This window comes from Haloglomus litoreum, assembly GCF_029338515.1.
Taxonomy (GTDB): Archaea; Halobacteriota; Halobacteria; order Halobacteriales; family Haloarculaceae; genus Haloglomus; species Haloglomus litoreum.
On the sequence record NZ_CP119988.1, the window covers coordinates 1,655,538 to 1,669,120 of the forward strand.

Sequence of the window (13,583 nt, forward strand, 5' to 3'; positions counted from 1 at the left end):
CCGTGCGAGGCTCACACCACCGCCGACCCGGCGACGAGTGCCAGGCAGAACACCGTCGCCGCGAGTGGCAGCGCCAGCCCGACCCGGTAGCCGATCCTGGCGCGGTCCATCCCGTACCGCAGCCCCGTCGCGAGCGCCGTCAGGAGGGCCGCCAGCACGAGGACGTACCCGCCGACCGCCAGGCCGAGGTCGGCCACCGGGAGAGTGGTCCCGAGCCCCGGCGCCCCGCGATTCGTCAGCGTCGTTCCCGCCGCCCCGCCCGCCCGGCGGGCGGTTCCGGCCGCGAGCGCGACGGTCGTGCCGCCCACGAGCGGCCCGAACACCGCGGCCGTGTTGGCGAGCGTGGCGGTCAGGCGTGCGGTCTCCCGCCGGGTCCGCTCGGCCAGCCGCCGGAGCTGGTCGAGGTGCTCGCCCGTCGCGACGAGCAGGCTGCCCGCCGGCGGCCCGATCCGTCCGGCCTGCGCGAGGGTCCCGACCGCCCGAGCGAGGCGAGGGCTCGGCAGGTTCGCGACGGGGCCACCGGGGCCGAGGAACGCTGTTTCGACGCCGCAACCGAGCCGCCGGCCGCGTTCGGTTGCCACCTCGAAGGCCCCGCCGGCGGGCTCGCCGAGGGAGTCGGCAGCCTCAGCGATGGCCCGCTCGACCGCGACCCCGGCGGCGACCTCGCGGCCGACCGCGACCAGCGCGTCCGGGAGCGCCCGCTCCATCGCCGCGGCACGCTCCCTGACCGTGACCGCCGGACGGCAGTGCACCGCGAGGCCGCTGCCGGCAACCCCGGCCGCCGCGACCGGTGCCGCCCATCCCGGAACTGGTGGGAGCAGTCCGACGACCGCCCCCGCGAGGACGCCGGCACCGGCACCCACAGCGATGGCTCTCCACGGTCCGTCGTGGCGTGCTGGATGTGATGCCGGGACCGGCTCGCGCGGGAAGGCGACCGGTCGGCGTGCCAGCAGCCAGCCGGCCGCCCCGAGGAGCGCACCGGGCAGGAGGAGGTCGTAGCCGACCACGACGGTCGCGAGCAGGACCCCACCGGGGACGCCGGCGGTCGCGGCGGCCGGGAGGACGCCGACGAGTGCGAGCGGGAGCAACACGCCGAACGCGTACACCGCCGTCACGGGACCGTCGAGTGCCGATGCGGCGGCCGCGCTCCGGTCCTCGACGCCCTGCATGGCCGTCTCGGTCGCGCGTTCCAGTCGCCGCCGGCGCTCCCCGGCCGGAGCGCCGGTGGCGGCTCCGACCTGTCGGACGGCCCGCGCCAGATGTGGGTGGTCGTCGGCCGTCGCCGCAGCGAAGGACTCCAGGCCAGACTCCCCACGGCCCCGTGCCTGCCGGACGTGTGTCGCCAGCCGGTCAGCGAGCGGGCCGTCACCGTCCGCGCCGGCCGCCGCTACGGCCTCCGGGGTCGGCTCGGTACGCGCCCGGAGAGCCATCCGCCCGACCAGCCGTGGCACGGTCCCGGCGGCCCGGGCCGCCCGCAGGTGGGTCTGCAGCCCCGTCCGTCGGAGGGCCCGGTGGAGCAGCCGACGAGACCACGAACCGTCGGTCACTGTCTCCCCTCCGTCGGGCTGGATGGCGGGTTCGCAGCCGAGTCCTCGGCCAGCGTCTCGCCGCGCTCGGTGGCGGCCGCGAGCGTCTCCCGGTAGGATTCCGCCGGGGTTCGCAGGCCCTCGACGAGCGTGCTGGTGCCCGATTCGAGCCGTTCCGTGGCGGTGAGCGAGCCGTCAACGGACTCGTACAGCGGTTCGAAGGCCGCGCCGTCGTCGGTTCGGCGGACCTCCTCCACCCGTCGGACCTGCCGCTCCCGATTCCCGGCCGTCTCGCGGGCGCCGACGGTCACGAGCAGGTCCGTGTCGGCGAACGACGACTCCGGGACGCCCAGGTCCGAGACCATCCGCTCGCGGACGGTCGCGGCCCCGTCACCGTGGACGGTCCCGAGGACGGCCGCGCCGCCGGCGCCGACACGCATCGCCTCGTACAGTACGGCGGCCTCCTCCCCCCGTATCTCCCCGACGACGAGCGCACTCTCGCCGAGTCGGAGTGCCGTCCGGAGTGCCTCGGCCGCCGTCACCTCGCTCCCCGCCTCGCCGCCCTCCCCGACGCGCAGGGTCTGTACGTCACGCCCGGCCTCGCGGAGGGCCGCCGTCGGGAGTTCCGGAGTGTCCTCCACGACGACGGTCCGGGCCGTGGCCGGGAGCTCCCACAGCAGCGCACCCAGCAGCGTCGTCTTCCCCGCGCCGCGCTCGCCGGTGACGAGGCAGGCCACCCCCCGCTCGACGGCGAGCGAGAGCAGCCCCGCGACGGGGGGCGGAACGGTCCCGTTTGCCACGAGGTCGCGGAGTCGCCACGCCTCCCGGTCGTGGGCCCGCAGCGCGAACGCGTGCCCGTCGCTGACGGGTCCGGTGACCCCCGAGACCCTGATGCGGCGCCCGGCGATGGTCATCGTCGCGGCCAGCGTCGGCGAGGCCCGGGCGAACGCCCGCCCGGACTCCCGTCGGAACCGGCCGGCCAGGACCGCCGCCCCCGCCCGGGTCAACCGGAGGTTCGTGGTCATCGTCTCGTCGTCGCGCCGGACCCGGAGCGGTGTCTCGACGACAGGTGCGGTGGCGAAGACGTCGGAGACGGCCGGGTCGCTGAACAGGTCGACGAGGATTCCGGTCGCGCGTGTGTGCTTCTCGAGCGCCGTCGCGAGCGTGGCCGTCCCCGTCTCGACCTGTGGCGCGCCAGTGGCGCCGCTCTCGGTGGCCCGATCCAGCGCGGTCTCCACGGCGGCAGTCGGCCCCTCGGCCTCGGCCTCCAGCAGCTCCCGTGCCGCCGACAGGACGGCGAGGGTGTCCGCGGAGAACCGGAGCGCCGGCGGCTCGACGTGGTAGCGACGCGGCACGTCGGTCCCGGGCTGGTCGTAGAGGCGGACGACGGCTCCGGTGTCCAGTTCGTAGCGGTCCGCGAGCACACCCGCCTCGGGCGGCGCCCGTGTGGCGAGCGACCGCGTGATGCTGGGGCCGACGAGCGGCTCGAGCAGGGTGTCGGGGGCGTCCTCGGCGACTGCGAGCAGGCCGCTCTCGGCGGCGGCACGGCTCACTGGCCCCGAGCGGCCGGCGGCCTCGGCTGCCACCTCCAGTGGGTCGCGTCGTGCCCTGTTGGCGAGTGCCGGGTCACGCGTCCGTACCGTCTCGGCGAACCGTCCGGCGGCGACGAGCAGGGCGACCCCCCGCCCCTCGTACCACCGGGCGATGCCCTCGGCCTGGGTTCGGATGGCCCGCACGTCCCCGCCAGCGACCGCGTCGACGGCGGTCGCGCGACAGTCCGGGTCGTCCTCGAGCCGGCCCTCCCCCGGACAGTTCGACGCGTCCACGCGGAGCACCTCGCCACCCGTGCCCGTGCGTCGGGGGCCGCTTCCCCCGGCCAGCTCCGGGTCGCAGCCACACCCGTCGAGTTCCTCCGGGCCGTCGTCACCGAGCAGCGACGCCAGGTCGTCCAGCATGGGGTGGATGGTCCCGGCTTCGGGTTTCAATCTCCGGGGAGCGGGGTCACGCCGACGACCGCCGTCCCGTACCGGAGCCGGAGCGACAGCCGGAGTCGATGGTGCCCCGGAGCGAGCGTGAGACGGCCGTGTTCGGCCACGAGGTCCGGCGAGGGGCGCTGCCGGTGCCACGCCCCATCGTCCACTCGCCACGCCAGCGTGTCGTGGCCGATACGCAGGCGGCCATCCGGCGGCACACGGAGGCGGATGGTCCGTCGGGCGGCGCCGCTCCGCGTCGGATCGTTGCGTGCCGCGAGTCGCGCCGCCGCGGTCGCGAGTCGCGCCGCCGTCCCGTCGAGTCGGGTCGCGGTCCGGGTCTCCCCGGCCCGTTCGGCGGCCGGGAGCCCGGTACCGAGGAGCGCCGCCGTGAGCAGCACCGCGAGCACCACGCGCAGCGCGCCGGTCATTCGGCGGCGAGGTCGTCCGGCCAGCTCGTCGACGGCTCTCGGGGGTCCTGGTCGGGGTCCCTGGGAAGCTCGATGGGGCCTCCGGTGGCGGCCTCCCGAGTCGCGTCCGGACGATGGGTGTCGGTGCTCGACTGGTCCGTACGCTCCGGTCCGGATCCGGAACTGCCGTCGTGCGCCTCGAGTGCGGCGTGGAGTGCCTGGACGGCGGCCTCCAGGCGACAGAGTCGGTCGTTCACATCCGGGTCGGGGCCTGATTCGCCGGACGCGGTGGTCTCCAGGTCCGGTTCCGCGCCGGTGATGCTGGCCTTCGGTGGGTCGAGCACGGCGTCGTCGTCGGTCAGGGCGCGCTCGACCGCGCGGAGGCGGGCGGCCAGCGTCTCGGTGTCCGGGGTCGGCATGGGGCCGTTGCTCCCGGTATCGCACTTCAGATTACGGGTGTCGGAGAGCGCGAGGGGACCGGGTCGCGCGTTACTGCTGGACGAGGCTGCGGCCGTCGAACTCCGGTCGGTTGTAGTCGATGTCCATCAGGTCCAGCACCGTCGGGCCGATGTCGAACAGGTCGGCGTCCTCGACGGGGCAGTCCGGGTCGTCGACGAACAGGCAGGCGTTGTCGAACGAGTGCATCCCGTTGCGCGGGCCGGTGTCGAAGACCTCCTCGTGGCCCTTGAAGCCGGACTTGAGGTCGAACCCGTGGTTCGGGACCACCGTCAGGTCGGGCGCGATGTCGTCGTGGGCGCCCCGATAGGCCTCCTCCTTCGTGACGACACGGTCGGCGACCGGCTCGCCGTTCGGCCCGGTCAGGTTCTCGAGCGCCTCCTTCAGTTCGGCACGGGTCGCCTCGTACTCGTCCTGTGGCACGCCGCCGTTCGGCTCGCGACCCTCCAGGTTGAGGTAGAAGCGCCCGGGGATGAGCGAGTAGGCCCGCGCCTCCTCGGAGATGTCGCCGAGTTCGTCGTGGTCGTCGGTGTCGTACTCGAGCCAGCCCTCCTCCTCGAGCCAGGCGTTGCAGTGAACCTCGTAGTCGAGCGTCGTGAACCCGTGGTCGGAGGCGACCATCATGGTCGTGTCCTCGTCCAACATCCCGCGGAGCTCGCCGAGATAGCGGTCGACCTTCTCGTAGAACTCCAGGAAGTACTCGAAGTCCTCCGGGGAGGCCTCCTCGCCGGCCTCGTAGTCGCCGAAGAGGAAGTGGTTGACCCGGTCGGTCGTCATGAAGACGCCGAAGAAGAGGTCCCAGTCGTCCTCGGCGATGTAGTGCTTGAACGCTTCGAACCGGGCGTCGATGGTCCGGTGGGCGTCCTCCATGAACTCGGCCTTGTCGTCCTGGTGGCCGAGCTTGGCGTTCACGTCGATGCGGTAATCGTTGGCCTCCAGGTACTCGCGGAGGTCGTCGGGGTAGGCGGCCTTCTCGACGCCGGGCGAGAGGAAGCCGCTCACCATCCGCTGGATGTCGCGCTGGGGCGGGAACGTGACGGGGACGTTCAGCACGGACGCCCGACGGTCGGCGTTCTCGACGCGGTCCCAGATGCGCGTGGCACGCACGTCACGGCCCATCGGGACGTAGGTGTCGTACGAGCCGTTCTCGCGGTCCTGGAAGCCGTACACTCCGGTCTCGCCGGGGTTGACGCCCGTCGTGAGCGCGGGCCAGCAGGCGCTGGACTCCGGCGGGACGATGCTGTCGATGGCCCCGGCACTCCCCTCGGCCGCCAGCTCCGTCAGGTTCGGGAAGGTGTCGGGGTTGTCCGTGATGAGGCTATACGGAACCCCGTCGATACCGAAGAAGGCGACGCGCGGCCCGTCGTCTCCGCGCAGTCGGTCGAACAGACCCATACCCGCTTGGCCGGCGTCGGGCTACAAGAAGCTTCGTTTCGCCGCCGAACGCACGGCCTCCGGGGTAGCGGCAACGCTCCCCGGGGTCGCGACCGCCGCGGCTCAGGCCGCGTCGCCGTCGTCGGCCCCGGTCGCGCGCTCGCGGTCGTCGTCTGCCGCCGCCCGCTCCTCCTCGACGGCCGGCTCGATCTCGAGGTTCTCCGGAACGACGGTGAGGTGGTTCATCCCGACACCGCCTGACTCTCGGGTCGCCATGTCCGAAGGGTCGGCCCGAACACGCATATAATTACTCATGTGCATAACTCATTACCGCCTGCCGGCAGATTACCGTCAGTTGTACTGGCGGCAACCGTTGCCGCTCCCTGGGTCGGCCGGGCTCACGCTCGACCCGGTGCGACCGCCCGCCGTGGATGCGGTACCGAAGGGCGAGCGTTCTCGACCCATCCCGGAGGAAGCAAGCACCGCAACGAGCGACCGCAGGGAGCGAGTGAGGAGCGCAACGACTCCCGGATGGTCGAGAGCGCGAGGGCTTCGTAGGTGTCTCCGTCGTCGGTGTTGTCGTGTGAAAACGCGAGGGTTCCGTAGTCCACCAGCCCCCTGCTAATTAGCCACGAGGCTCGAAGTGAATGTGCGATATATGTGGGGGATTTCTGTATATATGGCAAAAATATGTCAAAGAAATCAAAATATCCAACTAACCGGAAAACTAGTCGAACTTCTCGTCGTAGAGGTCCTGGGCGTGCTCGATGGCGTCGTGGGCGGCCTGCTTGTCCTCCCAGCCCAGCGTCTCGACCTCCTTGCCCTCCTCCAGGTTCTTGTAGGTCGCGAAGAACTCGTCGATCTCGTCGAGCTGCTGCTGCGTGATGTCCTCGAGGTCCTCGATGTGGTCGTAGCGGGGGTCCTCCGAGGGGACGGCGATGACCTTGTCGTCCTGCTCGCCGTCGTCGTCCATCTTCATCAGCGCGACCGGACGGGCCTCGATGACACAGCCCGGGAACGTCTGGTCCTCGACGAGGACGAGCACGTCGAAGGGGTCCTCGTCGTCGTAGTACGACTGCGGGATGAAGCCGTAGTCGGAGGGGTAGTGGACGTTCGAGTGGAGGACACGGTCGAGGACGACACCGGGGATGTCCTTGTCGTACTCGTACTTGTTGCGCTCACCCTTCAGACACTCCACGACTGCGTAGATCTCTTCCGGTGGATTCGGGCCGGTCTCGAGGTCTTCCCACAGGTTGGCCATGCGCCCGGGTCCGGACGGGCGTCATAAGGCGTTTCTGTTTCCCGCCGACGGGGCTCCCGGGTTGCGAGCGGTGTCACGGACGGTGCCGGCCCGTGAACTGCCTCACGTCTCGTCGGCAGCCGCCACCACCAGCTCCAGGGACTCCTCGACGGCGGCGCGCTGGGCCTCGTCCGGCCAGGCGTTCCGGGGAAAGTACTCGGTCAGGAACTCCTCGCGCATCCGTCCGGTCGCCTCCTCGACCGGGCGGGCGTAGTGGTTGCTCATGAAGGTCGCGAACGCCCGCGCGTTCGCCCCGTGGACCTCGCCGTGGGCGTCGGCCACCCGCTCGGCGACCGAGGCGTTGTGCTCGTCGACGGCGTCCCAGTCGTCCGCGTCGCCCGCGCCCTCCAGCGGGATCTCGATACCGCGGTCGATATCCTCGATGCGGTCCGGGTGGACGCTCCCGTCCACGACCCACTCCGAGGGGTGCAAGACGAGCGTCTCCTCGGTGTTCTCGCCGCGGATGCGCGACGTGTACCCGTGGCCGGCGAGCAGGTCGTCCCGCCGCTCCCGGTAGGCCGCGGCCTCGTTCCCGTCGACGGCGTCACGTTCGAGCCGGGTCAGTCGCTCGGCCTCGTCGACGACCTCGCGGGGGAGTTCCTCACCCCCCGCCGAAGCGTCCTCCCCGTTCCCGTGAGTGGCTCCGTCGCTGGTCGCGCCGCCCGGGTCGTCCGCTCGCTCGGCTCCGCCGGTGTGGCTGTCCTCAGGCGTCATCGAGTGCTTCGTTCGCCAACTTGTCGGCACGCTCGTTTATCTCCCGCGGAACGTGCTCCAGCGTCCACTCGTCGAACCGGTCGAGCAACTCCCGCGCCCGCACCCGCAGTTCGCGCAGTTCGGGGTCGTTCGTGTTCCACGCACCCTTCACCTGCTTGACGATGAGTTCCGAGTCCCCGCGGACGTGGACCTCGTCGAAGCCGAAGTCGGCGGCCACCTCCAGCGCCCGGACGAGGGCGTGGTACTCGGCCTGGTTGTTCGTCGCGCGGCCGATGGTCTCGCCGCCCTCGGCCGCGATGCCGTCGCCGGTGACGATGGCGTAGCCGAGGGCTGCGGGGCCCGGATTCCCCCGGCAGGCGCCGTCGAAGTAGACGTGCGCGCGGCCGCCGCTCCCGCGCAGGAGCCCGACCAGCCGCTGGGGGGAGCCACCCTGGACGACCACCTTCCCGTCGTAGGCGACGGCGGTCGCGCCGCCGTGTTCGGCCCGCCACAGTTCGTGCTCGGTGTTCCCCGACGCGACAGTGACGCCGGCTGCCGCCAGCCGCTCGCGGGCCTCCGACGGGTCGCACTCGACAACGGGCATGGTCCGAGGTGCCCGAACGGCGTACTTATCGGTTCCGGTGGGTGTCGCCCGGCGCCCGCGACGGCTAGTGGTTTCAGTTACGCCAACCGGGAATAGCCGCGGGATTTATGTTGTATCCCTGTGCCAAAGATTAACCGCGATGTCACGGCCCACACGGCAGCGCGAGCGCAGCCGCGCCGACGAGGGGGAGCAAACGGAGTCAGAGGGGACGCGGACCTGTCCCGAGTGTTCGTCCGAGAGTGTCGTCAAGAGCGCCGACCGCGGGGAACTCATCTGCGAGGACTGCGGCCTGGTCATCGAGGAGGACCAGATCGATCCCGGGCCGGAGTGGCGCGCGTTCAACCACTCCGAGCGTCAGCAGAAGTCCCGCGTCGGCGCGCCGACGACGCAGACGATGCACGACAAGGGGCTGACCACGCAGATCGACTGGAAGAACAAGGACGCCTACGGGCGCTCTATCTCCTCGGAGAAGCGCTCCCAGATGAACCGGCTCCGGAAGTGGCAGGAGCGCATCCGGACGAAGGACGCCGGCGAGCGTAACCTCCAGTTCGCCCTGAGCGAGGTCGACCGGATGGCGAGCGCGCTGGGCGTCCCACGCTCCGTCCGCGAGGTCGCCTCGGTCACCTACCGGCGCTGCCTCGACGACGACCTCATCCGTGGCCGCTCCATCGAGGGCGTCGCGACGGCCGTACTGTACGCCGCCTGCCGACAGGAGGGCATCCCGCGCTCGCTCGAGGAGATCAGCGACGTCTCCCGCGTCGAGCGCAAGGAGATCGGCCGCACCTACCGATACATCTCACAGGAGCTCGGGCTGGAGATGGAGCCGGTCGACCCCAAGCAGTACGTCCCGCGGTTCTGCTCGGAGCTCGAACTCTCCGAGGAGGTCAAGGGGAAGGCCGAGGAGATCATCACCGAGACCGCCGAGCAGGGCCTCCTCTCGGGCAAGTCCCCGACGGGCTACGCCGCTGCTGCCATCTACGCCGCCTCGCTGCTCTGCAACGAGAAGAAGACCCAGCGCGAGGTGGCCGACGTGGCACAGGTGACGGAGGTCACCATCCGCAACCGCTATCAGGAGCAGATCGAGGCGATGGGGCTCGCTGCCTGAGCCGGGTATCCGTCAGCACTGCTGCCGTGTTCTGGGGTGAGGAGCGCCAGCGCCGCCGGACCACAGACCTAACCACCGACACCGAGTAGGTCGACACGACATGCAGGTCATCGTCCACGGCGGCGCGGGGAGTCCGGCCGACGAACCCGACGACCGCCAGCGCGTCCTCGACGAGGCAGCCGTGTCCGGGAGCGAGGCGGCCACCCCGACCGAGGCCGTCGTCGCCGCGGTCACCGTCCTCGAGCGCGACGAGCGGTTCAACGCCGGCGTCGGCTCGGCCGTCCAGTCCGACGGCATCCCCCGGACCGATGCGGGCCTGATGACCGACGACCGCGAGGTCGGCGCGGCCTGCGCGATGCCCGGGGTCCGTGACGCCGCCGAGGTGGCGCGGGTCGTGGCCGAGGAGACGCCCCACGTGCAGGTCGCGGGCGTCCACGCAGTCGACCTCGCCGACGACTTCGGCGTCGAGACCGGGGTCGACCTCTGGACCGACGCGACCCGGGAGCGGTGGGCGGGGATGGACGAGGCCGCGCCGCCCGCGACCGGCCCCGCCCAGGATCACCTCGCCTGGGTGGACCGGCAGTTCGGCCGGGACGACGCGGGGACCGCCGTCCCGGACGCGAGCGAGGCGGGCTCGGACAGGGATGATGCCCGGGACCACGCGGACGGCCGCGACCACGACACCGTCGGTGCGGTCGCGCGCGACCACGACCGCTTCGCGGCCGCCACCTCGACCGGCGGCCGGTGGGCCGCACTCGCCGGGCGGGTGGGCGACGTGCCACAGGTCGGCTGTGGGTTCTACTGCTCCCGGGCCGGCGGCGCCTCGGCGACGGGCGCGGGCGAGGACATCGCGCGGGTGACGATGGCCCGCCGGGCGGTCGCGCACCTGGAGATGGGGCGGGACGCGGCCGACGCGGCCGACCTCGCCGTCGAGGAGCTGGCCGACTACACCGGCGCCGAGGCGGGGATCATCGTCCTCGACAACCGCGGCGGCGTCGGCGAGGCGTACAACAGCGACGCGATGCAGACCGCGGTGGCCCGTGCCGATAGCGGCGACGGGGGTTGAGGGCCGTCGTCGGGGCGGCTAGCGACCCTCACCCCTCGTCGCGTCCGGAGCCGAGGCCGTGGTCGAGCAGTTGCAGCAGTCGGTCGACGGGCGTGCTCGCGAGCAGGTCGAGGTAGCGCTCGGAGCGGTCGTAGACCGACCGGAGCTGTTCGACCCGTTCGAGGTCGTGCTCGGCCCGCTCGCCGTCGGCGTCGGCCAGCTCCTCGGCAGCTTCGTCGAGTGCTCGCGTCATCACCGTCACCTCGCGCCGGACCTCGTTCTGGAGGAACTCCCGGACGACGTACCAGAAGTCCCGCTCGGCCTCGAAGAAGGCCCGCTTGCCCTCGTTCGGCAGCGACCGCCGCTGGACGAGGTGGAACCGCTCCAGCGTGCTCATCGCGGTGCTGACCGTCGATTTCGCGTAACCGCTTCGCTCGGCGAGGTCGTCCAGCGACAGCGGTTCCGCCGCGAAGAACAGCTCCCCGTAGAGTCGGCCGAGGCTCCGGCTCGCCCCGTACATCTCGGCCGAGCGCGCGAACGCCTCGATCACCCGTTCCTCGGCGTTCCGGACCGCTTCGGATGGCTCTCCCTCGGGCGTGCCGCCACCGTCGTCGTGGTCGCTCATCGGTCGGACCTCCGACGGGGAAAAGCATAAATCCGATGCGTACGGAATATTCGGTATATGCCGAATTTAGAGAATGGCAATCGAGCACGGGAATCGACCGACAGACCGACGGGATCGGCCGGTTCCGACAGCGTGAAGCGTTCGACCGACGCGACCGGCTCGCCGGGCGTGATGGACGAGGCGACCGGGGAGCGCAGGACGGACGAGGTGGTCCTCCGCGCCGAGAGCATCGAGAAGGCGTACGGGTCCTCGCTCCCGTTCCGGGAGCGGGTCGAGGTGCTGACGGGTGCGGAGCTGACCGTCCGTGCGGGTGAACTGGTCGGTGTCGTCGGCGCGAACGGCAGCGGGAAGTCGACGCTCCTGCGCATCCTCGTGGGCGACCTCGCGGCGGATACGGGCACCGTCTCCGTCTCGGGTCGCGTCGGGTGGTGTCCCCAGGAGTCCCGGCTCTACGACCGGCTGACCGTGCGCGAGACGTTCGACCTGTTCGGCGAGGCGTACGGGCTCGACGACGAGACGGTGGCCGAGGCGAGGGACCGGCTCGCAGACCGGCTGGACTTCGAGCGCTACCTCGACCGCCGCATCGACCGGCTCAGCGGCGGCAACCGGCAGAAGGTGAACCTCGCCGTGGCGCTGCTCCACGACCCGGACGTGCTCGTCCTGGACGAGCCGTACACGGGGTTCGACTGGGAGACCTACCTCGCGTTCTGGGACCTGACCGACGATCTCCGGGAGCGCGGGACGGCCACGGTCATCGTCTCGCACTTCGTCGAGGAGCGCGAGCGCTTCGACCGCGTCCTCGAACTGGTCGACGGCCGACTCCGGACCGACGAGGACCCGGGACCCGGCTCCGGGAGCGGCGAGCCTTCGGCCACCAGCCGGCACGAGGCGGCGACGGATGGGGCGGCCCCGGGGCCGGAGGTGAGCGCCGATGGCGACCGCTGACGGGACCGCCGGGCGGTTCGCGGTCGGCCTGCGGTCGACGCTATTGGCGTCGCTCCGCTCGCCGACGGCCCTGGGCCTGCTTGTCGCCCTGCCGCCGGTCGTCGTGGTGGCCTACGCGGAGGCGATGGCGAGTTTCCCGGCGCTCCCGTTCGTCGAGACGGTCCCGGCGACGGCGGGCCGGCTGAACGGGGCGCTGTTCGCGACGGCGTTCCTCGCGGGCCTGCTCGGCCTGTTCCAGGTCGTCAGCGCGGCCCGAGCCGACCGCCGGCTGGTGGTCGCGGGCTACCCCCGGGCGACGCTGTTCCTCGCCCGGCTGGCGAGCGTCCTCGTCGTGGTCACGGTGGCCGCGACGCTCTCGCTGGCGACGCTCTGGCTCGGCGCCGCGCCCGAGGCGCCGGTCGCGGCGTTCGGCGCGCTCCTGCTCGCGGGCCTCACCTACGGCCTCGTCGGCGTCCTCGTGGGGTCGGTCCTCCCCCGCGAGCTGGAGGGTTCGCTCGTCCTCGTCACGCTGGCGGACATGGACGCCATCCTGTCCAGCGGGCTGGTGGAGGCTGAAGGGCTCGGGTCGCTGACGCCGCTCCACGCCGCGAACCCGCTGTTCCGCGCCGCCGTCCTCGACGGGACCGTTCCGAGCGACGACCTGCGGGCGGGCCTGGCGACCGTCGCCGGCCTGGCCGTCCTCGCGGCCGTCGCCTACCTCCGGCTCGTCGGGACGACCGGTGGGGCAGCCATCGAATCGGCGTCCGAGGAACCGGCTGCCGGCAGCGGGGGTGACCTGCGATGACCGGGCGGACGCGCGCCGGGACCGCCCTGCTCGCCTCGGCCCGGCAGTACGCCCGGACGCCCGTCCTGCTGGCGCTGCTGGTCGCCGTCCCGGCCTACCTCGTGGCGGTCGTCGGCCGGGTGGTCCCGGACGCCCAAGTGCCCCTCTACGGCGTCGATGGGGTCACGGCGACTGGTGCCGCGGCCGCCTTCGGGACGCTGATGGCGCCGCTCGCGGTCGCGCTCGTCGCCGGCATCTCGGGCCTGTTCCTGGCCGACCGGACGACCACCGACCGGCGGCTGGTGGTCGCGGGCTACCGGCCGTGGCAGCTGCTCGCGGGACGGCTCGGCGTCCTGCTGGGGGTCACGCTCGTCGCCAGTGCCGCGACGCTCGCGGCGCTCTGGACCGTCCGTCCGCCCGACCAGCCCGTCGCGTTCGCGGGCGCGCTGGTGCTGGCGGGGCTGGGCTACGGCGCCGTCGGCGCGCTCGCCGGTGCCGCCCTCGACCGTCTCCCCGGCACGTACGTCCTGCTGTTCGCACCCACGCTGGACGGGTTCCTCGTCCAGTCCCCGCTGACGAGCGGCGGCTCCGACCTCGCCGGCTACCTCCCCGCCGGCGCGCCGGTCGACCTGGCGATGGCGGCCGCCTACGGCACGCCCGACCTCGTGGTCGCCCTGCGCGGGCTGGCGGTCGCCGTCGCCCTCACGGTCGCCGCGACGGTCCTCTTCTACCGGCGGCTCCCCTGAGCGGCGTCCGGCGACGCGTCA

At 72.2% G+C, this 13,583-nt stretch carries 15 protein-coding genes; 5 read left to right on the plus strand and 10 right to left on the minus strand.

Going from position 1 to position 13,583, the window contains the following annotated elements:
• Window positions 1-11 precede the first annotated feature (11 nt).
• The 9 genes from P2T62_RS08110 to rnhA all read right to left on the minus strand — a co-directional run bounded on the left by P2T62_RS08110 (window position 12) and on the right by rnhA (window position 8,333).
• Window positions 12-1,547 carry a type II secretion system protein gene (locus tag P2T62_RS08110; protein WP_276260892.1) on the minus strand — a complete coding sequence of 512 codons (1,536 nt, stop codon included), beginning with the start codon at window positions 1,545-1,547 and terminating at the stop codon, window positions 12-14.
• The gene (locus P2T62_RS08115; RefSeq protein ID WP_276260893.1) at window positions 1,544-3,481 is read right to left on the minus strand and encodes an ATPase, T2SS/T4P/T4SS family; all 1,938 of its coding nucleotides are present in this window, start codon (window positions 3,479-3,481) and stop codon (window positions 1,544-1,546) included. Before P2T62_RS08115 ends, P2T62_RS08110 begins: the two co-directional genes overlap by 4 nt.
• 26 nt (window positions 3,482-3,507) lie before the next feature.
• Window positions 3,508-3,927 (minus strand): DUF7311 family protein, encoded by a 420-nt coding sequence (locus P2T62_RS08120; RefSeq protein ID WP_276260894.1) that lies wholly within the window; start codon window positions 3,925-3,927, stop codon window positions 3,508-3,510.
• Entirely contained in the window at window positions 3,924-4,325 is a 402-nt protein-coding gene (locus tag P2T62_RS08125) for a hypothetical protein (RefSeq protein ID WP_276260895.1), read from the minus strand. The genes P2T62_RS08120 and P2T62_RS08125 overlap by 4 nt, the downstream gene beginning before the upstream one ends.
• 70 nt (window positions 4,326-4,395) lie before the next feature.
• On the minus strand, window positions 4,396-5,757 hold the full coding sequence (locus tag P2T62_RS08130; RefSeq protein ID WP_276260896.1) for an alkaline phosphatase family protein: 1,362 nt from the start codon (window positions 5,755-5,757) through the stop codon (window positions 4,396-4,398).
• 102 nt (window positions 5,758-5,859) lie between these two features.
• Window positions 5,860-6,012: a hypothetical protein gene (locus tag P2T62_RS08135; RefSeq protein WP_276260897.1), complete on the minus strand. Its 153-nt coding sequence runs from the start codon at window positions 6,010-6,012 to the stop codon at window positions 5,860-5,862.
• Between the two features lie 451 nt (window positions 6,013-6,463).
• Complete coding sequence (locus tag P2T62_RS08140; RefSeq protein ID WP_276260898.1) at window positions 6,464-6,997, minus strand: inorganic diphosphatase; 534 nt, start codon at window positions 6,995-6,997, stop codon at window positions 6,464-6,466.
• A 102-nt stretch (window positions 6,998-7,099) separates the two neighbouring features.
• The gene (locus P2T62_RS08145; protein ID WP_276260899.1) at window positions 7,100-7,750 is read right to left on the minus strand and encodes a DUF7108 family protein; all 651 of its coding nucleotides are present in this window, start codon (window positions 7,748-7,750) and stop codon (window positions 7,100-7,102) included.
• The gene (rnhA, locus tag P2T62_RS08150) at window positions 7,740-8,333 is read right to left on the minus strand and encodes a ribonuclease HI (RefSeq protein ID WP_276260900.1); all 594 of its coding nucleotides are present in this window, start codon (window positions 8,331-8,333) and stop codon (window positions 7,740-7,742) included. Before rnhA ends, P2T62_RS08145 begins: the two co-directional genes overlap by 11 nt.
• A 139-nt stretch (window positions 8,334-8,472) precedes the next feature.
• On the opposite strand from rnhA, the gene P2T62_RS08155 reads away from it, so the two are divergent.
• Window positions 8,473-9,438, plus strand: coding sequence for a transcription initiation factor IIB (locus tag P2T62_RS08155; protein WP_276260901.1), 966 nt, complete (start codon window positions 8,473-8,475; stop codon window positions 9,436-9,438).
• A 100-nt stretch (window positions 9,439-9,538) separates the two neighbouring features.
• Window positions 9,539-10,504: an isoaspartyl peptidase/L-asparaginase gene (locus tag P2T62_RS08160; RefSeq protein ID WP_276260902.1), complete on the plus strand. Its 966-nt coding sequence runs from the start codon at window positions 9,539-9,541 to the stop codon at window positions 10,502-10,504.
• Between the two features lie 28 nt (window positions 10,505-10,532).
• On the opposite strand, the gene P2T62_RS08165 is transcribed toward P2T62_RS08160, so the two are convergent.
• Window positions 10,533-11,108, minus strand: a complete 576-nt coding sequence (locus P2T62_RS08165) for a GbsR/MarR family transcriptional regulator (RefSeq protein WP_276260903.1) — start codon at window positions 11,106-11,108, stop codon at window positions 10,533-10,535.
• A gap of 132 nt (window positions 11,109-11,240) precedes the next feature.
• On the opposite strand from P2T62_RS08165, the gene P2T62_RS08170 reads away from it, so the two are divergent.
• The 3 genes from P2T62_RS08170 to P2T62_RS08180 are packed head-to-tail and all read left to right on the plus strand — an operon-like array spanning window position 11,241 to window position 13,562.
• Entirely contained in the window at window positions 11,241-12,053 is an 813-nt protein-coding gene (locus P2T62_RS08170; RefSeq protein WP_276260904.1) for an ABC transporter ATP-binding protein, read from the plus strand.
• A complete protein-coding gene (locus P2T62_RS08175; protein ID WP_276260905.1) occupies window positions 12,040-12,837 on the plus strand; it encodes a hypothetical protein in 798 nt (265 codons plus the stop codon). Before P2T62_RS08170 ends, P2T62_RS08175 begins: the two co-directional genes overlap by 14 nt.
• Complete coding sequence (locus tag P2T62_RS08180; RefSeq protein ID WP_276260906.1) at window positions 12,834-13,562, plus strand: hypothetical protein; 729 nt, start codon at window positions 12,834-12,836, stop codon at window positions 13,560-13,562. Before P2T62_RS08175 ends, P2T62_RS08180 begins: the two co-directional genes overlap by 4 nt.
• Window positions 13,563-13,583 lie beyond the last annotated feature (21 nt).